General features: G+C 69.4%; 19 protein-coding genes. 12 read left to right on the forward strand and 7 right to left on the reverse strand.

Translation table 11 applies throughout. The annotated features are described in order from the left end of the window. Nucleotides 1-176: 176 nt before the first annotated feature. The 4 genes from sciP to DDF67_RS14305 form a co-directional block, all read right to left on the reverse strand. The gene (gene sciP / locus DDF67_RS14290) at nt 177-458 is read right to left on the reverse strand and encodes a CtrA inhibitor SciP (RefSeq protein WP_007675208.1); all 282 of its coding nucleotides are present in this window, start codon (nt 456-458) and stop codon (nt 177-179) included. A gap of 168 nt (nt 459-626) precedes the next feature. Then, complete coding sequence (gene flgE, locus DDF67_RS14295; protein ID WP_109101526.1) at nt 627-2,306, reverse strand: flagellar hook protein FlgE; 1,680 nt, start codon at nt 2,304-2,306, stop codon at nt 627-629. A 133-nt stretch (nt 2,307-2,439) separates the two neighbouring features. Further along, nucleotides 2,440-3,171, reverse strand: a complete 732-nt coding sequence (locus DDF67_RS14300; RefSeq protein WP_109101527.1) for a flagellar hook assembly protein FlgD — start codon at nt 3,169-3,171, stop codon at nt 2,440-2,442. Between the two features lie 11 nt (nt 3,172-3,182). Then, entirely contained in the window at nt 3,183-4,811 is a 1,629-nt protein-coding gene (locus tag DDF67_RS14305; RefSeq protein ID WP_109101528.1) for a flagellar hook-length control protein FliK, read from the reverse strand. Between the two features lie 46 nt (nt 4,812-4,857). Here DDF67_RS14305 and DDF67_RS25355 point away from each other — a divergent pair, with 46 nt between their 5' ends. From DDF67_RS25355 to mnmA, 4 genes are all read left to right on the forward strand, one after another. Beyond that, on the forward strand, nt 4,858-5,226 hold the full coding sequence (locus DDF67_RS25355; RefSeq protein WP_146198036.1) for a hypothetical protein: 369 nt from the start codon (nt 4,858-4,860) through the stop codon (nt 5,224-5,226). Continuing rightward, nucleotides 5,226-7,334, forward strand: a complete 2,109-nt coding sequence (gene flgK / locus DDF67_RS14310; protein ID WP_109101529.1) for a flagellar hook-associated protein FlgK — start codon at nt 5,226-5,228, stop codon at nt 7,332-7,334. Before DDF67_RS25355 ends, flgK begins: the two co-directional genes overlap by 1 nt. 8 nt (nt 7,335-7,342) lie before the next feature. After that, the gene (locus DDF67_RS14315) at nt 7,343-8,266 is read left to right on the forward strand and encodes a flagellin (RefSeq protein WP_109101530.1); all 924 of its coding nucleotides are present in this window, start codon (nt 7,343-7,345) and stop codon (nt 8,264-8,266) included. A 64-nt stretch (nt 8,267-8,330) separates the two neighbouring features. Beyond that, nucleotides 8,331-9,557 (forward strand): tRNA 2-thiouridine(34) synthase MnmA, encoded by a 1,227-nt coding sequence (gene mnmA, locus DDF67_RS14320; RefSeq protein WP_109101531.1) that lies wholly within the window; start codon nt 8,331-8,333, stop codon nt 9,555-9,557. Between the two features lie 259 nt (nt 9,558-9,816). Here mnmA and DDF67_RS14325 read toward each other — a convergent pair whose 3' ends face one another. Continuing rightward, on the reverse strand, nt 9,817-10,347 hold the full coding sequence (locus tag DDF67_RS14325) for a phosphoribosyltransferase (RefSeq protein ID WP_058346618.1): 531 nt from the start codon (nt 10,345-10,347) through the stop codon (nt 9,817-9,819). A 15-nt stretch (nt 10,348-10,362) separates the two neighbouring features. Beyond that, nucleotides 10,363-11,322: an MJ0042-type zinc finger domain-containing protein gene (locus DDF67_RS14330; RefSeq protein WP_109101532.1), complete on the reverse strand. Its 960-nt coding sequence runs from the start codon at nt 11,320-11,322 to the stop codon at nt 10,363-10,365. Nucleotides 11,323-11,379: 57 nt separating this feature from the next. Between DDF67_RS14330 and ftsE the strand changes: the two genes are divergently transcribed. From ftsE to DDF67_RS14350, 4 genes are read left to right on the forward strand one after another with little or no spacing between them, the layout of a single operon-like run. Further along, complete coding sequence (gene ftsE, locus DDF67_RS14335; RefSeq protein WP_199229239.1) at nt 11,380-12,114, forward strand: cell division ATP-binding protein FtsE; 735 nt, start codon at nt 11,380-11,382, stop codon at nt 12,112-12,114. Beyond that, entirely contained in the window at nt 12,111-13,001 is an 891-nt protein-coding gene (locus tag DDF67_RS14340) for a cell division protein FtsX (protein ID WP_109101534.1), read from the forward strand. The genes ftsE and DDF67_RS14340 overlap by 4 nt, the downstream gene beginning before the upstream one ends. Further along, a complete protein-coding gene (locus DDF67_RS14345) occupies nt 12,998-13,648 on the forward strand; it encodes a YdcF family protein (RefSeq protein WP_109101535.1) in 651 nt (216 codons plus the stop codon). Before DDF67_RS14340 ends, DDF67_RS14345 begins: the two co-directional genes overlap by 4 nt. Beyond that, nucleotides 13,645-14,352, forward strand: a complete 708-nt coding sequence (locus tag DDF67_RS14350) for a lysophospholipid acyltransferase family protein (RefSeq protein WP_109101536.1) — start codon at nt 13,645-13,647, stop codon at nt 14,350-14,352. The genes DDF67_RS14345 and DDF67_RS14350 overlap by 4 nt, the downstream gene beginning before the upstream one ends. Nucleotides 14,353-14,377: 25 nt before the next feature. On the opposite strand, the gene DDF67_RS14355 is transcribed toward DDF67_RS14350, so the two are convergent. Then, nucleotides 14,378-14,926 (reverse strand): gamma-glutamylcyclotransferase, encoded by a 549-nt coding sequence (locus tag DDF67_RS14355; RefSeq protein WP_109101537.1) that lies wholly within the window; start codon nt 14,924-14,926, stop codon nt 14,378-14,380. 38 nt (nt 14,927-14,964) lie between these two features. Here DDF67_RS14355 and DDF67_RS14360 point away from each other — a divergent pair, with 38 nt between their 5' ends. The 4 genes from DDF67_RS14360 (at nt 14,965) to DDF67_RS14375 (ending at nt 18,999) form a co-directional block, all read left to right on the forward strand. Further along, complete coding sequence (locus tag DDF67_RS14360) at nt 14,965-15,984, forward strand: DUF2125 domain-containing protein (RefSeq protein ID WP_109101538.1); 1,020 nt, start codon at nt 14,965-14,967, stop codon at nt 15,982-15,984. Nucleotides 15,985-16,103: 119 nt separating this feature from the next. Further along, a complete protein-coding gene (locus DDF67_RS14365; RefSeq protein WP_109101539.1) occupies nt 16,104-16,895 on the forward strand; it encodes a chorismate mutase in 792 nt (263 codons plus the stop codon). Between the two features lie 50 nt (nt 16,896-16,945). Next, nucleotides 16,946-18,061, forward strand: a complete 1,116-nt coding sequence (gene hisC / locus DDF67_RS14370) for a histidinol-phosphate transaminase (protein ID WP_109101540.1) — start codon at nt 16,946-16,948, stop codon at nt 18,059-18,061. Next, nucleotides 18,058-18,999 (forward strand): prephenate/arogenate dehydrogenase family protein, encoded by a 942-nt coding sequence (locus DDF67_RS14375; protein WP_109101541.1) that lies wholly within the window; start codon nt 18,058-18,060, stop codon nt 18,997-18,999. Before hisC ends, DDF67_RS14375 begins: the two co-directional genes overlap by 4 nt. The last annotated feature ends 11 nt before the right edge of the window (nt 19,000-19,010 follow it).

Genomic DNA, 19,010 nt, shown 5'->3' on the forward strand with positions numbered 1-19,010 from the left:
CGCTAGGCAGGATTTACCCAGTCGATGGTTAACGACGGCTTTAGATTTGGGGCGGGAACCCGCCTCCATAGGCGCCAAATGGTCGCGGCCGCGCCCCAGGGGGCGCGGCCGCTGAACAGACCGTTCGGGCGCTTTGCGGAGCATAACTCCTCGCGCCCTTTCAGTTTTTCCGCCGTTTAGCGGTACTGCTGAAGCCGGGTGGTCCGCAGACCCGCCAGACCGTGCCGGTCGATAGACTGCTGCCAGGCGAGGAATTCCTCGTTGGTCAGCTTGTAACGATCGCACGCCTCGTCGAGCGAGAGGAGACCACCGCGGACGGCGGCGACCACCTCGGCCTTACGCCGGATCACCCAACGCTGGGTTTCCGGGGGCGGAAGATCCGACAGGGTAAGAGGCGCACCGGTCGGACCGATGACGTACTTTTCACCCCGGCTGTTCGTGCGCTGCTGCTGCAACATGGCTTTACGCCTTTCCCACAACCATCACTGTTGACGAGGAATATAGGCGCCGGGGAATAACGACGGCTTAATTCCGGTAGTAAAGAAAGACCTAAACACGGGACTTCCTCCAGCGATCAGAGTGTATCGATGTGACACACTCTGATTAAGACCAGTTAATACCTATGATCAGCGCTTAATGCTCAGAAGTTCTTCCAGCATCTGATCGGCGGTGGTGATGATTTTCGACGAGGCCGAGTACGCACGTTGCGTAGTGATCAGGCCCGTGAACTCAGTCGACAGGTCGACAGTCGAAGCTTCCAGCGTCGAAGGCGCCAGAGAACCTGCGCCGCCCTGGCCCGGGGTCTTCAGGCTATAGGTGCCGCTTTCATTGGTGACGCGGTAGGCGTTGCCGTTAACGCCCTTCAGGCCGTTGGGATTCGAGAAGGTCGCAATGGCCACCTGGGCGATCCGGCGAGTCACACCGTTGTCGAAGATGGCCGAGACGTAGCCGTCTTCATCCACCTCGATGTTGGTCAGGTTGCCGAACGCGGTGCCGTTGGTGTTCACCGACTGCACGACCGACTGGCTGTTGTACTGGGTCAGACCGCCGGCGGCGTTGGCCAGGTCGATCTGGATGTCCTGGGCGTCGATGCCCAGGCCGTCGGCCCAGCGCGGGCCCGTGCCCGTGGCGGTCGGGTCGGAGGCGCCGATGTGGATCGCCGTCGGGTTCACGCCGCCGAACAGGTTGCCGACCGAGGCCAGCTTGCCGTCCGTGGTGAAGGTGATCTTTCCCGAGCTGATCAGGCCGTTGGTGTTGTTGTCCAGGTCGCCCGGCTTGGCGCGCAGTTCGGCGAACCACTCGTTCGGGCCGGGGCCCTTGAGCAGCGACAGGGTGACGGTGCGCTGGCCGCCCTTGGAGTCCGAGACCGGGATCTGGATCTCGAAGTCCGGCTTGACGCCGGTGGTCGGGTCCTCGGCATAGTCCGACATCGAGCGGGTGGTCGGGTCGTAGGCGCCGGCGTTCACGGCGTCGGTCTTGGTGTTCAGGCCCAGGGCCGCGAACGACACGGTGGCGCCGCCGCCGGCGTTGATCGAGCCGGCCGGCACGGTCGCGCCGGTGGGGGTGTAGCTGGTCAGGGCGCCCGTGGTCGGGTCGAACGCGGCCGTGCCGGTGTCGACGACCACGCCTGCGCGGCGGACTTCGACCTGGTACTCGTTGCCGTTGCCGGTCGGGCTGTAGCGAACCGCGTAGTCGGCCGTGACGGCGTTCGAGTCGGCGACGCCCGTCTTGCTCGACAGCGCGTTGGCGGCGGCCGACACGGCCTGTTCCGAACGCAGGTTGGCGTTGACGCCGACCCGGGTGGTCTTCTCGGCGGTGCCGCCGACGCTGCCGACGTTGATCGACGACAGCTGGGTCAGGTCCGACGGGTCGGGCGTGATGGCGCCGGTCACCGGATCGGCCAGCCAGCCCTGCAGGTAGAGGCCGGCGTCGTTCTTCAGGTAGCCGAGGTTGTCCAGCTGGAACGAACCGGCGCGGGTGAACGAGCGGGTGTCGGTGGCGGTCAGGCCTTCCGGCTTCTCGGTGGCGACGAAGAAGCCCGAGCCGGCGATCGACAGGTCGAGGCTCGAGGTCGTCGACTGGGTCAGGCCCTGCTGGCTGATGAACTGGTGCGTCAGCGACTTCACGCCGCCGGCGCTGTAGGTGTTGTTCTTGCTTTGCGAGGTGACCAGCGTCGAGAAATTGGCCGACGAGCGCTTGTAGCCGACGGTGTTGACGTTGGCGATGTTGTCCGAGATCGCGGCCAGGGCCGACGAGTTGGCGACCAGACCGGAGACGCCCGAGAGCATGGCGCTGTTGATGGACATGACTGAAATCCTGCTCGTGAGGTTTGTTTGGCGGGGTTCAGCGCAGTTTGCGTTTGGGTTCCGGGTCGGCCGTCTGGCTCGGTTGGGAACCGCGTCGGCGTCATTCTGACGCCCGGTTCATTCGGTGAAGGCCTTAGGCGGCCTCTGCGGTGTCCTCGGGCGTCTTGTCCGAGGTGTCCGCTGTCTTCTCTGGCGGGTTGGTGACGCCGATCACCTGGCTGATCGGCACTTTCACGCCGTCGATGGTGACCATGTTCTGGCCGCTCTCGTTGGTCACCGCGGTCACGATGCCTTCGATGCGACCCTTGGAGGTGGTGGCGATCTTCGTGCCCTCGCCGTCGACGGCGGTGACGCGCAGGGTGTAGGCGGCGCCGTTGGGCTGCTGGACGCCGGTGGTGCTGTCCTTGCCGTCCCACTCGAAGGTCTTTTCACCCTTCGTCATGTCGTCGGGCAGCTTGGTGGCGACCACGTTGCCGTACTTGTCGAGCACTTCGATCTTCACCGAGGTGGCGTTGCGGCCGACGGTGTAGCTCCAGTTGGCCTTGCCGTCCTTGAGCACCGAGGTGTCGGTCTCGGCGGTGGCCTGCTTGCCCATCATGTTGACCGCATCGGCGATGCCGCCGTCGTTCATGCCGACCAGGGCCGCCAGCAGGTCGTTGGTGACCAGCTGCTGCTCCACGCCCGTCATTTGGACGATCTGGCCGGTAAAGGCGTTGGAATCCATCGGCGACAACGGATCCTGGTTCTTCATCTGCGTGGTCAGCAGCTTCAGGAAGGTTTCTTCGCTGCTCGCCAGCTGGTTCCTCGAGTTGTTGATCTTGTCGATCACCGAGGTGCTGCCGGACGTCGCGGTCGTGGTGGCCATGACGCTTGCTCCTAGATCTTGACGTCGACGCCGTCGGTATCCGCGAGGCGGTAGCCCGGGATCAGCGACGCGGCCGAAAGGGTGGGAATGTCTTCGGCCATGGCGCCCGCGAAGGCGCGACCGGCGAAGGCGCGGCGACCATGGTCGCCGCCCTGGAAGTCGAAGAAGGCGTTCTGCTGCTGGCCCTGGCCGCCGTTGCCGCTCTGGCTCGACACGTCGAACTTCAGGGCGTTTTCGGCGACGTCGAAGCCGGCCTGGCTCAGCGCCTGGCGCAGTTCGCCGGCGCGGTGGCGCAGGTCGGCGGCGGCCTGCGGGTTCTCGAAGGCCATGACGGCCGTCAGCTTGCCCTCGGCGCCGATGCGCACCTGGACGTCGACCTTGCCCAGGCCTTCCGGCGTCAGGACGATGTCGAAGCGGGTCGACTTGGCTTCCAGCTTCTTGGCGATCTCGGCCGACATGGCCGCGACGGTCTCGGGCGAGCCGCGCACGATGGCCTCGGCCGGCGCCTGGGCGGCCGTGGCCGCCTGGGCCTGGACGGTCGGGGCGAAGGTCGCCTCGGCCTTGGGCGCGGCGACGTCGACCGGAGCGGCGTCGGCCGCCATCTGGGCGAAGGCGTCGCCAGCGCTCGACTGAGAACCGGAGTCGCTGTTGGTGGCGGCGTCGTGGGCGGCCTGCTCGGCGGCGACGGCGTGAGCGGTGACCACGGCCTCGCCCTTGGCGGCGACCTCGACCTTGCCGGTCTTGGGCGCCAGAGCCGGGGTCTCGGCGGGCTTGGCGGTTTCGACGGCGGCGGCCTGGGCCTCGACCGGGGCGGCGACTTCGGCGGTTTCCACCGGGGTTGCGGCGGCGGTCGCGGTCAAGGCCTCATCGGCCGGAACCTGCACGGCTTTAAGGCTGACGATCTCGTCGCCCAGCGAAGCGGCGGCCGGCTGGGCGGCGTCGGCGGCGGCCTGGGCTTGCGGCTGGACCTTCGGCGCCACCGGCGCTTCGGCGGGCGCGGCGGCCTGCGGCTGGGCGGCCAGCTTGGCCAGGTCGATGGCGGGAAGCTCGGCGACGGCCGGCTGGACGGCTTCGGCGTCGACCGTCGGCGCGGCGGCGTCGGCCACCAGGTCGGCGGCGGCTTCGACAGCGTCCGCGGCGGCGGCGAGCGGAGCCGCGCCGGCCAGCTTGGCGGCGTCGGAAACGGTGTCGGCCACGTCGCCGACCAGGTCGGCGGCCTTGGCCAGCAGGTCGGTCGAGCCGGCGGCCGGGACTTCGGCGGAGACGGCGGCGGCGACGGCGACGGCGGGCGTCTCGGCGGCGGCCTGGCCGGTCGCGGCGGGTTGTTGCTGTTGTTGCGCGCTCATGGCGGCGACCACGGCGGCGCCGGCCTGGGCGGCGGCGACGTCCTGGCCAGCGGCGTCGGCGCCGCTCTTGCGGTCGTCGCCCTTGCGGTCGCCATCCTTGCGGTCGACGGCCGGCCTGGCCGAGGCCTTGCTCCCACCCGCGGGGCGGGCGGCCGGCTGGTCCTGCGTCTCTTCCTTCGCACCCTTGGCGGCCAGCAGCGCGCCGAAGACGTCGCCGGCGCCGGAAGCGTCGGACACGCCGGCGGCGCCCTGGGCGGGCGTCGGGAGCGGAAGAGAGGCGGCGATCGCGGTCATGCGGGTCGTTACGCTCGGCTGGACGACGGCTCGGACGGAGCACGCCTTGATCCGCCGTCCTCTGAGCAATCACCGGGCCAACCCGGAAATTTCTTTCAAGCCATTGATTTTAAAGGTTTTAACTTCCGATTTACCCTTTGATTTCGGCAGGTTGCGGCGGATTTTGCCGAGCGGAAACGGAAAGAATGACCCCTCGTTTGCCGCGTCGGCGCGCCGCAGGCCGGGTCTGGACCGGGTTGGCGCCATCCTTGCGCTCCCCTCCTCGTCGTCCGCACGGCGCATGGAACTCAACGCCTTGTATTTCAACGGTTTGCACAACGGAAACGAGACGCTCTCGACGCCCACCCGGCAAGTTTCGCCGGGCAAGGTCGCGTCGCGTGGTCCGTGCTTTGCCGAGCGGACAGGAGATCGCTGATGTCGCTGAACACCATCCTGAACACCGCGACGTCGGGGATGATGGCCGCCCAGACGGGCATGCGCGTCGTTTCCGACAACATCGCCAACGTCAACACGGCCGGCTACGTCCGCAAGACGGTCAGCCAGTCCAACCTCGTGTCGAACGGCATGGGCGTGGGCGTCAACATCGACGCCATCAAGCGCGCCACCGACCGCTTCCTGCAGTCGGCCAGCCTGAACGCCGCGTCGGACGCCGGCCGCGCCTCGGCGCTCTCGAGCGCGCTGGACAACGCCCAGGAACTGTTCGGCGACCCCAGCGCCAAGACCAACTTCTTCTCGATGCTGGACGAGGTGTTCAGCGCCTTCTCCCAGGCCGCCGACGAGCCGTCCTCGTCGCTGCTGCGCTCGCAGGCCCTGACCAAGGTCGAGGACTTCCTGGGTGAAAGCAGCCGCATCACCGCCGGCCTGTCGAGCCTGGGCAAGGACGCCGACACCAAGATCTCGGCCGATGTCGACCGCGTGAACGTGCTGCTCAAGCAGATCGACGAGCTGAACGCCGACATCACCCGCGCCAAGACCACCGGGGTCGACGCCACCGGTTCGGAGAACATCCAGAGCGGCCTGATCGACGAGCTGTCCTCGCTGATGAACGTGCAGGTCAGCCAGCGCGCCAACGGCGGCGTGCTGATCCGCTCGACCGAGGGCATGAGCCTGGCCGGCGAAGGCGCGGCCGTGGTCAAGTACGAGCAGTCGCCCACCGCCAACGGCTTCCTGACGGTCACCTCGGCCAACAGCGGCGGCCAGGCCAGCCCGCTCTATATCAGCAGCGGCGAAATCAAGGGCCTGCTGGAGCTGCGCAACACCGAGCTGCCGGCCCTGTCGGACCAGCTGGGCGAGTTCGTCACCCGCGCCACCGAGGAGCTGAACCGCGCCTCGAACGCCAACTCGTCGGTCCCTGCTCCGGCCAGCATGACCGGCCGCAACACGGGCCTGGACGCCACGACGGCCCTTACCGGCTTCACCGGCAAGACCACCATCGCCCTGACCGACGCCAGCGGCGTCATCCAGCGCCGCATCGAGGTGGACTTCAGCGCCGGCTCGATGACGGTCGACGGCGTCGCCGGCCCAGCCTTCACGCCGGCCAACTTCCTGACCCAGCTGAACGGCGCCCTGGGCGCCGACGGCCAGGCCAGCTTCACCAACGGCGCGCTCAGCCTGTCGGCCAACGGCGGCCTGGGCGTGGCCATCGCCGATGATCCGGCCAGCCCGTCGAACAAGGCCGGCAAGGGCTTCAGCCACTTCTTCGGCATGAACGACATCGTCCGCCAGACCGGCTACTCGCCGTACGAGACGGGCATGACCACGGCCTCGCCGCACGGCTTCACGCCGGGCGAGGAAATCACCCTGCGCCTGACCGACGTCGAGGGCGGCCGCATCCGCGACGTGAAGGTCACCGTCCCGGCCGGCGGCACGATGCAGGACATGCTGAACGCCTTGAACTCGCGCGCCGACGGCGCGGGCCAGTACGGGACCTTCGCCCTCGACTCCAAGGGCGCGCTCAGCTTCAGCTCCAACAGCGCCTCGCCCGTGACCCTGTCGGTGGTCGAGGACGGCACCCAGCGCGGCGCCGGCGGCCCGTCGCTGAGCCAGCTGTTCGGCCTGGGTCCGTCGGAGCGCAGCACCCGCGCCTCGGGCTACACCATCGACGCGGCGATGAATTCCAACCCGACCCGCCTGCCCTTCGCCAAGCTCAACCTGACGGCCGCCGCCGGGACCTCGGCCCTGGCCATCGGCGACGCCCGCGGCGCCCTGGCCCTGGCCAAGGCCGGCGACAGCGCGGTGAACTTCTCCTCGGCCGGCGGCGTCGGCGCGGCCAGCAGCAGCGTGCTGCGCTACGGCGCCGACTTCGCCGGCTCGATCGCCCGCAAGGCCGCCGCCGCCGAATCCAAGAAGGACGCCACCGCTTCGGTGAAGGTCGAGGTCGACACCCAGCGCCAGTCGCACGAGGGCGTCAATCTCGACGAAGAGCTCATCAATCTGACGACGTACCAGCAGGCGTTCAACGCCTCGGCCCGCCTGATCCAGGCGACCAAGGACATGTACGACGTCCTCGTGAACATCATCTGAGGTCCGCCATGACCCGTGTCTCCACCTCCGGCAATTTCGGCGTGATGACGTCGAACCTGATGCTGGCGCAGGTGCGCCAGAACCAGATCGGCGAGCAGGTCTCCAGCCAGAAGGTCGCCAGCGACCTGAAAGGCTATTCCAAGAACGCCGAGATGCTGACGGCGATGAAGAGCGCCCAGGCCAAGATCGACGGCTTCCTCGACCAGACCAAGCTTGTCTCCAACCGCCTGGAGATGCAGGACATGGGCATCGAGCGCCTGGCCAACTCGGCCACCAGCGCCCGCGAGGCGATCGCCAACGCCCTGGCCGCCGGCAACGCCACCACCCTGATGCAGCAGATGCAGAACGCCTTCGGCGATGCGGTGCAGGGACTCAACACCAAGGCCAACGGCTATTACGTCTTCTCGGGCGCCAAGAACGACGTGCCGACCACCACGGCCACCAGCATGGCCGACCTGACGGCCGCGCCCAGCACCGCCTCGCTGTTCCAGAACGACCAGTACGTCACGACCAACCGCATCGACGAGTCGACCACGGTGTCGACCGGCGTGCTGGGCGACGCCCTGGGAACCGAGCTGTTTGACGCCTTCAAGCAGGTGCAGGCCTATGTCGACGCCAACGGCCCGTTCACCGGCAACCTGACCGACGCCCAGTCGACCTTCCTCAAGGGCCTGCTGCCGGCCTTCGACGGCGCCCACAAGGACCTAGTCACCGCCCAGGGCAAGAACGGCCTGAACCAGAAGCGCTTCGAGGACGCCCAGGTGTCGCTGCAGGACCAGACCGACAGCCTGACGGTGATGATCGGCGGCGTGGTCGACGTCGACATGGCCGAGGCGGTCACCCGCCTGCAGGCCGCCCAGCTGGCCGTGCAGGCCTCGGCCCAGGTGTTCGCCTCGCTGCAGAACTCGTCGCTGCTGAACGTCCTGAAGTAACTCTCTTCACCTGCGGCGCTTGGCCCGGCTCGCAAATTCGGGGTCGAGGCTCTAAATAGCGCCGATGGACGCCGACCTCGCCCGTTTCGACCCCGCTCACGCCCCCATTCCGGAGGGCGACGCCCTCATCGCGCGCGCCGCCGAGGTGGTCAAACAGGCCGTCGGCCTGCCGGAAGGGACGCGGATCGTCGCGGCCATGTCCGGCGGCGTGGATTCCACCGTCACCGCCGCCCTTCTGGCCAAGGCCGGCTACGACGTGGTGGGCGTGACCCTGCAGCTCTACGACCATGGCGCGGCGATCTCCAAGAAGGGCGCCTGCTGCGCCGGCCAGGATATCATGGACGCCCGCATGGCGGCCGAGCGGATCGGCATCCCGCACTACGTGCTGGACTACGAGAGCCGCTTCAAGGAGCAGGTCATCGAGGACTTCGCCGACGCCTATCTGCGCGGCGAGACCCCGATCCCGTGCGTGCGCTGCAACCAGACCGTCAAGTTCCGCGACCTGCTGGACGTGGCCCGCGACCTGGGCGCCGAGGCCATGGCCACCGGCCACTACGTACAACGCGGCTACACCGCCGCCAGCAACCGCCCGCAGCTGCGCCGCGCCGCCGACCCGGCCAAGGACCAGTCCTACTTCCTGTTCGCCACCACGCGCGAGCAGCTCGACTTCCTGCGCTTCCCGCTCGGCGGTTTCGCCAAGCCGCAAGTGCGGGCCATCGCCGCGGCGCTAGGCCTGTCGGTGGCCGACAAGCCCGACAGCCAGGACATCTGCTTCGTGCCGGAGGGCAAGTACACCACGGTCATCGACCGCATCCGCCCGCAGGGCGCGGAAGCGGGCGATATCGTGCACCTGGACGGCAAGGTGCTGGGCCGCCACGAGGGCGTCACCCGCTACACCATCGGCCAGCGCCGCGGCCTCAATGTCGGCGGCGGCACGGGCGAGCCCTTGTTCGTCGTGCGAATCGACGCCGACAGGCGCCACGTCGTGGTCGGTCCGCGCGAGGCGCTGCTGACCAGGGCGCTGACCCTGAAGGAAGACAACTGGCTGGGCGGCGAGGACGACCTGATCGCGGCCGCCGGGGCTCATGCGCAAGTCCTGGCCCGCGTCCGTTCGACCCGCGAACCCGTGCCCGGCCGCCTGACCCTCGAAGACGGCGGCGTGCGCCTGGTGTTCGACGTGCTGGAAGAAGGCGTCGCCCCCGGCCAGGCCTGCGTGCTCTACGACCCCGCCGATCCCGAACGCGTGCTCGGCGGCGGGTTTATCGCCACGACGCAGAGGGCGATGGACTAGGAAAGATCCTCCCCCTCTGGGGGAGGCGGCCGAAGGCCGGTGGGGGGCCGTTTTCAGCTTCCGGTGATATAGCCGGCTTTCAAACACTCCCCCCACCGATCGCTACGCGATCACCTCCCCCACAGGGGAGGCTCCTTGAAACGAAAAACGCCGCGACAGCCGGTCAGCTGTCGCGGCGTTTTGCGTCTGAGAAGCCCCTCTTCCTTCGGCTTTCGCCGACACCTTCTCCCGCAAGGGAAGAAGGACCGGGACTTCAAGCTCAGTCCAGCGCGCCGATATACGGCAGGCCGCGGCTCTTGCCTTCGTCGTCGAGGCCGTAGCCGACGAGGTAGCGGGCCGGGGCTTCCCAGGCCACGAAGTCGGGCTCCATGCCGCGCGAGGTCGGCCAGGGCTTGCGGGCGAAGACGGCGGTCAGCACTTCGCTGGCGCCGGCGTCCTTGACCAGGCGCGCGGCTTCCGACAGCGACAGGCCGGTGTCGAACACGTCGTCGACCACCAGGGCGCGGCGGCCCACCAGCGGACGCTGCAGGTCGGCGCGCACTTCGCAACGGCCCGTGCTCTTGCGCTCGTCATGGTACGAGGCCAGCCACAGGGCGTCGAAGCGGACGTTGCGGCCGGCCTTCCACAGCGCGCGGGTCAGGTCGGCGGCGAACCACAGGCCGCCGGTCAGCAGGCAGACGGCGACGGTGTCGTCGTCGATGCGCGGAGCGATCTGGCGAGCCAGGGCCTCGACCCGCTCGGCGATTTCTTGCTCGGAAATGAGCACTTCGGGGCGGGCGAGATCGGTCATGTCAGGGGATCTTGGTCAATGATGGTCGGCGGGGGCCGGTTCGGCCGCTCCGGTCTCATGACCAGGGGCGTCATGTCCAGCCCCTTCCGCCACGGAATCCTCCGCATGCGCCCCTTCGGCGGCATGATCGGCGGCGGGCGTGTCCTGGGCGCCGCGCAGTTCAGGCTCGCCGTGGCCGTCCTTGGCGGGGCCGAGGCCCGTCTTGACCGCGTGGGCCGCGCCCTTCTCGACCGCGAAGCCGACCTCCAGCACCTGGGCGCTGGACGGCGGGTTCAGCAGGGTCACCGAGAAGTGCCGGGTCTGGCCGGGCGGAATGATCGGATCGGCGGCGGCGGCCAGCTGGCCGGCCACACGCTTGCCGCCCTTGTTGAGCAGGGCGATGCGCAGCGGCGGGGCCGAGACCGGCTTTTCGGTGATGTTGCGGATCACGCCGGTGACGGTCAGGGCGGCGCGGCCGTCCTGCATCGAGGGCTGGGCGCGGATGCTGCTTTCCTCGACGATCAGGCCGACGGTGTTGATCGGCGCGCCGACCATGGCGTAGGCGCCGGCCGTGCCGGGCATCAGCTTTCCGATGTTGAGGCGGAAGACTCCGGCCCCGACCAGCACCACCACCACGAAGGCGGCCATCGAGGCCCAGACGATGCCGGTGGTCTTGGCTTCCTTCAGGCGACGCTCGGCGTCGGCGCGGGCCCGGAAGACCTTGGGCAGTTCCTCGCCCGGCAGGGCGCTGACCGGCGGCTCCGGCTCGGGCTCGTCGTCCAGCGCGTGCAGGGGATCGAGCGCGGCCGAGACGGCCGCGTCGTTGGCCGGCGCCACGGCTGGCGGCGCGTCGAACAGGTCGTCGTCGGCGGCGGTTTCGTTACGCGCGGTCCACCGCGCCCCGCACGAGGCGCAGCGCACGACGCGCCCGGCCGAACCGACCTTGGCGTCGTCGACGAAATAGCGGCTGGCGCACTCGGGACAGGTCAGTATCATGGCCGCGAATCGGTCATCCCCGCTTTACAGCATTGGAGGTCGCCGATTTTAACCCTGATGTCCAGAAACCCCATCGACACACCCTTGCGGACCGGCGCAGATCACGACCCCGACGCCGTCCCCGTGGTCCGTTTCGAAGGCGTCTCCATGCGCTACGGGCGGGGGCACGAAACCCTGCGCGACATCGGATTTTCCCTTGCCCCTGGCTCGTTTCACTTCCTGACCGGCGCCTCGGGCGCGGGCAAGAGCTCCCTGCTCAAGCTGATCTATCTGGCGCACCGTGCGTCACGGGGTCGCGTCGAGCTGTTCGGGCGCGATGTGAACCTGGTTCCGGGCGCCGACCTGCCGTTCCTGCGACGCCGCATCGGCGTCGTCTTCCAGGAATTCCGTCTGCTGGAGCACCTGTCGGTGTTCGACAACGCCGGCCTGCCGCTGCGCATCGCCGGCCGCAAGCCCGATACCTATCGCGACGACGTCGCCGAGCTGCTGCAGTGGGTGGGCCTGGGCGATCGCATGCACGCCCTGCCGGCCACCCTGTCGGGCGGCGAGAAGCAGCGCCTGGCCATCGCCCGCGCCGTGGTCGACCGGCCCGATATCCTGTTGGCCGACGAGCCCACAGGCAATGTCGACCCGGCCATGTCGCTGCGCCTGCTGCGGCTGTTCGTCGAGCTCAACCGCCTGGGCACCACGGTGCTGATCGCCACCCACGACGAGGAGCTGGTGGCCCGCGCCGGCCGTCCGGTCCTGCATCTCGAACACGGCCGCATGGTCGATACTGGCGAGGCGCGATGAGCGGCTTCGACCTCAATCGCTGGAAACCCGGCCCGCTGCTGCCGCCGCGCGACGCCCGCGACGGGGCGCTGGTGTTCGTGGTGGCCGTGCTGTGCTTCCTGGCCTGCCTCACCGCGCTGGCCGCCCTGGCCGCCAACCGCGCCGCCGAGGGCTGGAGCGCCCAGCTGACCGGCTCGGCCACAGTCGTCGTCCGCGCCAAGGCCGGCGAGACCCCCGACAGCGCCGCCGCCCGCGCCGCCGAGACGCTGGCCGGCGTCAAGGGCGTGGTCCAGGCCCAGGCCCTGACAAAGGACAAGGCCGAGGCCCTGCTGGAGCCGTGGATCGGCCGCGACGCCCTGGTCGCCGACCTGCCGACCCCGCGCCTGGTCACCCTCGACCTCGACCCCAAGGCCCCCGCCTCCGCCGAGACCCTGACCAAGGCCCTGCAAGAGGCCGCCGTCGACGCGGTGGTCGACGATCACAGCCGCTGGATCGCCGATATCGAGCGCGGCGCGGGCCTGGCCCGCTGGGCGGCCATGGGCGTCTTCGCCCTGATCGCCGCCGCCGCCGCCGCCGTCATCACCTTCGCCACCCGGGCTGGCCTGGCCGCCCGTCACGAGGTGATCGAGGTGCTGCACCTTTCCGGCGCCGAGGCCCCGTTCATCGCCCGGCTGTTCCAGAACCGGTTCGCGGCCATGGCCGCCAGCGCGGGCTTGCTCGGCGGCGCGGCCGCGGTCATCGTCGGCGTCGCGGCGCGGCTGGCGGGGGGCGGCTCGGGCTTCACCCCGGTGCTGCCTCTGGCCTGGGTCGACCTTCTGGCGCCCCTGCCCTGCCCGCTGATCGCCGCCCTGGTCGCGGGGCTGGCCGCGCGCGCCGCGGCCCTCCGCCTGCTGAAGGACATGCCGTGAAGAGCATCGCCGCCTTCCTGATCGTGGTGATGATCTGGACCCTGGGCCTGCTGGCCTTCACCTCGCGGGTGGAGCGCTCGACCCCGGCGGCCGATCCGCCCGTCGCCGACGGCGTCGTCGTGCTGACCGGCGCCTCGAACCTGCGCCTGGAGGCGGCCACCAAGCTGCTGGAGGCCGGCAAGGGCAAGCGGCTGCTGATCTCGGGCGTCAACCGCGAGGCCACCCGCGCCGACGTCCAGGACGTCACCAAGGCCGTCAAGCCGATCTACGACTGCTGCGTGGATCTCGGCTTCGCAGCCGCCGACACGGTCGGCAACGCCCGCGAGACTGCCGAATGGGCCAAGGCCCGCGGCTACAAGAGCCTGATCGTCGTCACCGCCGACTACCACATGCCGCGCTCGATGCTGGAACTGCGCGCCACCATGCCGGACGTGAAGCTCTCGCCCTATCCGGTGGCCACCGAGAGCCTGAACGCACGCCGCTGGTGGAAGCGCTCGCACACGGCCCGGCGGATGATCGTGGAATACTGCAAGTACCTGGCGATCCTGGGGCGCGAGGCGTTCCTGAACCTGGGTCCGAAAGACAAGCCCGCCGAGACGTCGGAGACCGGGCCCGCCGAGACTTCGGCAACGGGGAAAGACTCTTGATCTATCTGCGCTCGTTCCTGTTCCAGCTGTTCTTCTGGCTGTGGTCGGCGACCATGGCCATCCTGATGCTGGTCACCCTGGCGCTGCCGCGCCCGGTCAATCGCGCCGCCATGCGGTTCTGGTCGCAGGGCGTGATCCTGGGCCTGCGCATCCTGGCGGGCGTGCGGGTCGAGGTGCGAGGCCAGGTCCCGACCGGTCCGGCCCTGATCGCCGCCAAACACCAGTCGATGTTCGACGTCTTCAGCCAGTTCGCCATCCTGCCCGACGCCTGCTTCGTGATGAAGAAGGAGCTCCTGATGGTGCCGCTGTTCGGGTGGCACGGCCTCAAGGCCAGGATGATCGTCGTCGACCGCGACGGCCACTCGGCGGCGCTGAAGAAGCTGGTGCGCGACAGCGTCGACCGCATGAAGGAGACGCGGCAGGTGGTGATCTTCCCCGAAGGCACCCGCGGCAAGGTCGGCGAGCCCGGCGACTACAAGCCCGGCATCGCCGCGCTCTATCGCGAGCTGGAACTGCCGGTCACTCCCCTGGCCCTGAACTGCGGCCAGCACTGGCTGCACAAGAGCCTGCTGATCCAGCCCGGCGTCATCGTCTTCGAATACCTGCCGCCCATCCCCGCCGGCCTCAAGCGCGGCGAGTTCATGCGCGAACTGCAGACGCGGATCGACGGCGCGACCAAGGCGCTGGAGGAGGCGGGGATCTAATCCTTCTACCCTTGCGGAAGAGGGATCAGGCCTCCCTCGCCTCCACCATCTTCAACAGCGCCTCCATGGCGTGGTCTCGCACCCCGTCCTCGCGCAGGTGCATGACCAGATCCCGCAGATAGTCGATATTGGGCCCCGACAGGCCGCTCGCACCCGCGATCAGCTGCGCCTGCTGCTCCAGGGTCAGCGCCCCGGCCCACTGGCCGTGCTTGCGGTCCGACAGGAACACCAGGGCCGGCGCCTCGCCGTTCCCGTCGATTCGCAGCTTCGACCAGGCCTCGAAATAGGTCTCGGTCGGCTGCTCGCGTTCGCGCAGGTAGGCGTAGACCTCGGGCCAGGCGGCTTCGGCCACCCGATAGGCCACGCCGCGCACCGCGCCGCCGGGGGCCAGGCCCAGAACCAGGCCGGGCCGCTCGTAGGTGCCACGGTGATGCACCGAATAGATGCAGAAGGCGCGCCTGCGCCCATGGAGAACCGCCGTTCTTCGGTCTATGAACGGGAACCCGGGCCGCCACATCAGCGATCCGTAACCGAACACCCAACGATCGCCGCCCTGCGGCTGCTCGCTCGACACGCCTGACACCCTCACCGACCGGAACAGCCCCTTCGCCCATGACCCATAGCGACCCGCAGCCGTCCCGCAAGCCCCGCCGTCGCGGCCTCGCCTTGCCTTTCGTGCTCGCGGCCCTGGTCTGCATCGCCTGGAGCGTCGGCTGGTTCTATCTGCGCAACGAGACGGTCAAGCGCCTGGACGCGACTTCGGCCCAGCTGAAGGCCGAGGGCTACGACCTGTCCTGGACCCGGCGCGACGTCACCGGCTTTCCCTTCCGGCTCGACGTGCGGCTGGAGAACGCCCGCGTCGCCGAGCCTACCGGCTGGGCGGTGCGCGCGCCGCAACTGAAGGGCGAGGCGATGATCTACGGCATCGGCCACTGGATCATCGTCGCCCCCGCCGGCGTCGTCCTGACCCGTCCCGAGAAGGGCGACGTGACCATCACCGGGCAGGCCCTGCGCGCCAGCCTGGCCGGCTTCGACCAGTATCCGCCCCGGATTTCGGTCGAGGGCGCCAAGCTGGTCTTCACCACCGCCGCCGACGTCGAGCCCTTCCCGATCAGCTCCACCGAATCCATGCAGCTGCATCTGCGCTCAGGCCCCGAGGACCAGGGCGCGATCCTGTTCAAGGCCGACGGCGCCAAGGTGGCCTTCACCGGCCTGCTCGGCCGCATCGCCCAGGACCGCACCGCCTCGCTCTACTGGGACTCGCGCCTGGCCAAGGTCTCGGCCCTGCGCGGCGACAACTGGACCGACGCCGTGCGCGACTGGACCGCCGCGGGCGGCGCTATCACCGTCGAGAGCGGCAAGCTGACCGCCGGCGACGCGCTGATCGAGGCCAGGTCCGGCGCCCTTACGGTCGACAGCCTGGGCCGCCTGCAAGGCGCCCTCGACGTCACCGTCCGCGAAAAGCCTACCCCCGGCGAGGCCATCACCGACGCCCGCTCGGCCGTGGCCGCGGTCGCCGCGGCGGCGGGCAAGGACCCGACGCTCAGCGCCACCCTGCTGTTCCAAGACGGCCGCACGCGCCTGGGCCCGTTCGACACGGGTCCCTCGCCGATGGTGTACGTGCCGCGGTAAACCAAGCCTTCTCTCTTTGAGGGTGACCTCGAGACGACGCAATTTCCTTCCCCGGCGACGCGGCTATTGCACCCTTCGCGGCAAGGACTATGTTCCGCCCCTCATTTTCGGGGATAGACATGGGTCGCGACGCGGACGAGACGCCGCCCTCGCTGGACGAGGTCCGATGGCGCATCGACGCCATCGATAGCCAACTGCTCGCGCTGATCGACGAGCGGGCCGGTCTGTCGCGCGCCGTCGCCACGGCCAAGCGCGCGGCGGGCGACACCGGCTTTGGCCTGCGCCCCGGCCGCGAGGCCCTGATCGTCCGCAAGCTGCTGTCGGCGGAGCGCAACGACGCCCCCGACGGCCTCGTCATCCGGATCTGGCGCGAGCTGATGGCCGACAGCCTGTCGCGCCAGGGTCCGTTCCACCTGACCGTCTGGGGCGACGGCCGCACCGTCGAGCTGGCCCGCCTGCGCTTCGGCGCCGCCCCGCCGATGACCGTGGTCGCCGCCGACAAGGACGCCCTGGCCGCGGCCAAGACGCCGTGGGGCGTCTCGGTGCTGGGCCTGCAGCCGGGCAGCGCCTGGTGGGGCCGCCTGCTGGCCGAGCCGACGCTGAACATCTTCGCCGCCCTGCCCTGCCTCACGCGCTGGGGTCCGCAGGCCGCCTTCGCGGTGGCCCAGGTCGAGGTCGAGCCCACCGGCGGCGACCAGACCTTCTGGGTGACCGATAGCGCCAAGAGCGCCGGCGCCATCGTCGAGGCCCTGGGCGCCGACGGCGTGGCGGCCGAACCGCTGGCCGAGGCCGGCGGCCTGAAGCTCTTTTCGCTGTCGGGCTTCTACCAGCGCAACGACGAGCGCCTGGCCCGCGCGCCGGGCCAGCTGACCGGCGTCATCGGGGCTGCGCCGTCTCCCTTCGACGTGTAAGAAGGCCCCGCTTTTTCGCGCGGGCCGCCATGGCCCCCTTGAGACCCGTGATGACCGCTTCCGACCGTGCCGCCTCGCCTCGTCCGCTGCCCAAGCCGGGCATCCTCGACATCGCCGCCTATGTCGGCGGCAAGTCGAAGGTCGAGGGGATCGCCCATCCGGTGAAGCTGTCCAGCAACGAGAACGTCCTCGGCTGCAGCGACAAGGCCAAGGCCGCCTATCGCGACGCGGTCGACCGCCTTCACATCTATCCTGACGGCAAGTCGAACGCCCTGCGCGCCGCTGTCGCCGACCGCTACGGCCTGGAGCCCGAGCGCCTGACCTTCGGCGACGGCAGCGACGAGATCTTCGCCCTGCTTTGCCAAGTCTATCTGGAGCCCGGCGACAACATCGTCCAGGGCGAGCATGGCTTCGCCGCCTATGCGATCGGCGCGCGCGCCTGCCAGGCGGAGGTCCGCTTCGCCAAGGAGCCCAAGCGTCGCATCGACGTGGAGGAAACCATCAAGTGCGTGGATGAGCGCACCCGCCTCGTCTTCGTCGCCAACCCGGCCAATCCGACCGGCACCTGGCTGACGGGCGAAGAGATCCGCGAGTTGCACGCGGCCCTGCCGCCGTCGGTGATCCTGGTGCTGGACGGCGCCTATGCCGAGTTCGCGACCGACCCGCGCTTCGAGGACGGCCTGGCGCTGGCCCGCGAAACCCAGAACGTCATCGTCACCCGCACCTTCTCGAAGATCCACGGCCTGGCCGCCCTGCGCGTCGGCTGGGGCTATGCCGACTTCGGCATCATCGATCCGATCGAGCGCATCCGCCCGCCGTTCAACACCTCGATCCCCGGCCAGGACGCCGCCATCGCCGCCCTCGCCGATCGCGAGTTCGAGGCCGCCTCGGTGGCCCTGGTCGAGCAATGGCGTCCTTGGCTGGCCCAGCAACTGGGCGGCCTTGGCCTGACGGTCACCCCGTCGGCGGCCAACTTCGTGCTGGTCGACTTCCCCACGACTCCGGGCAAGACCGCTCTGGACGCCGAGGCCTTCCTGGCCAGCAAGGGCTATCTCGTGCGCGCCGTGGCCAATTACGGCCTGCCGGAGTCGATCCGCATCACCATCGGCCGCGAGGAACACAACCGCGCCGTCGTGGACCTGCTGGCGCAGTTCCTCGCGCGATGAGCCCCACCGGCCTGCTCTATCCCAAGATGACCGTCGTCGGCGCCGGCCTGATCGGCGGTTCGGTGATCCTGGCGGCCCGCGCCCACGGCGTGGTCGGCGAGGTCACCATCGCCGACGCCAGCGAGGCGCACCGCGCCCGCGCGCTGGAAATCGGCCTGGCCGACCACGTCACCGGCGACTTGGCGCAGGCGGTCAAGGAGGCCGACCTCGTCGTCATCGCCACGCCGGTGCTGTCGATCGGCGACGTCGCCGCCGCCGTCGCCCCGCACATGAAGCCGGGCGCCACCCTGACCGACGTCGGCTCGACCAAGGCCACGATCGCCGAGGCCTTCCGCTCCCCCGCCCTGGCCAAGGTGTTCCCGATCCCCGGCCACCCGATCGCCGGCACCGAGCAGTCGGGCCCCGACGCCGGCTTCGCAGAGCTGTTCGAAGGCCGCTGGACCATCCTGACCCCGCTGGCCGACCGCGAGGACGAGGCCTACGCCGCCGCCGTCGCCAAGCTGTCTGCCTTCTGGCGCTCGTTCGGCGCCCAGGTCGAACTGATGGAGGAAAAGCACCACGACCTGGTGCTGGCCGTCGTTTCGCACCTGCCCCACCTGATCGCCTACACCATCGTGGGCAGCGCGGCCGACCTGGAGAACGTCACCGAGAACGAGGTCATCAAGTACTCGGCCTCGGGCTTCCGCGACTTCACCCGCATCGCCGCCAGCGACCCGACCATGTGGCGCGACATCTTCGTGGCCAACAAAGACGCGGTGCTGGAGATGCTGGGCCGCTTCACCGAGGACCTGCAGGCCATGAGCCGCGCCATCCGCTGGGGCGACGCCGACACCCTGCACGCCCACTTCACCCGCACCCGGGCGATCCGGCGCGGCATCGTGGCGGCCGGTCAGGAAAGCGCCGAGCCGAACTTCGGGCGGGACCGGGGCAAGCACTAGTTCCTGATCCC

Origin of the sequence: Caulobacter endophyticus, from assembly GCF_003116815.1 — a bacterium.
In the GTDB taxonomy this organism is placed as follows: Bacteria; Pseudomonadota; Alphaproteobacteria; order Caulobacterales; family Caulobacteraceae; genus Caulobacter; species Caulobacter endophyticus.

Coding starts and splice junctions, on each gene's coding strand:
- sciP (WP_007675208.1), bottom strand. CDS start 458: ATGTTGCAGCAGCAGCGCACGAACAGCCGGGGTGAAAAGTACGTCATC.
- flgE (WP_109101526.1), bottom strand. CDS start 2,306: ATGTCCATCAACAGCGCCATGCTCTCGGGCGTCTCCGGTCTGGTCGCC.
- DDF67_RS14300 (WP_109101527.1), bottom strand. CDS start 3,171: ATGGCCACCACGACCGCGACGTCCGGCAGCACCTCGGTGATCGACAAG.
- DDF67_RS14305 (WP_109101528.1), bottom strand. CDS start 4,811: ATGACCGCGATCGCCGCCTCTCTTCCGCTCCCGACGCCCGCCCAGGGC.
- flgK (WP_109101529.1), top strand. CDS start 5,226: ATGTCGCTGAACACCATCCTGAACACCGCGACGTCGGGGATGATGGCC.
- DDF67_RS14315 (WP_109101530.1), top strand. CDS start 7,343: ATGACCCGTGTCTCCACCTCCGGCAATTTCGGCGTGATGACGTCGAAC.
- mnmA (WP_109101531.1), top strand. CDS start 8,331: ATGGACGCCGACCTCGCCCGTTTCGACCCCGCTCACGCCCCCATTCCG.
- DDF67_RS14325 (WP_058346618.1), bottom strand. CDS start 10,347: ATGACCGATCTCGCCCGCCCCGAAGTGCTCATTTCCGAGCAAGAAATC.
- DDF67_RS14330 (WP_109101532.1), bottom strand. CDS start 11,322: ATGATACTGACCTGTCCCGAGTGCGCCAGCCGCTATTTCGTCGACGAC.
- ftsE (WP_199229239.1), top strand. CDS start 11,380: ATGTCCAGAAACCCCATCGACACACCCTTGCGGACCGGCGCAGATCAC.
- DDF67_RS14340 (WP_109101534.1), top strand. CDS start 12,111: ATGAGCGGCTTCGACCTCAATCGCTGGAAACCCGGCCCGCTGCTGCCG.
- DDF67_RS14360 (WP_109101538.1), top strand. CDS start 14,965: ATGACCCATAGCGACCCGCAGCCGTCCCGCAAGCCCCGCCGTCGCGGC.
- DDF67_RS14365 (WP_109101539.1), top strand. CDS start 16,104: ATGGGTCGCGACGCGGACGAGACGCCGCCCTCGCTGGACGAGGTCCGA.
- hisC (WP_109101540.1), top strand. CDS start 16,946: ATGACCGCTTCCGACCGTGCCGCCTCGCCTCGTCCGCTGCCCAAGCCG.
- DDF67_RS14375 (WP_109101541.1), top strand. CDS start 18,058: ATGAGCCCCACCGGCCTGCTCTATCCCAAGATGACCGTCGTCGGCGCC.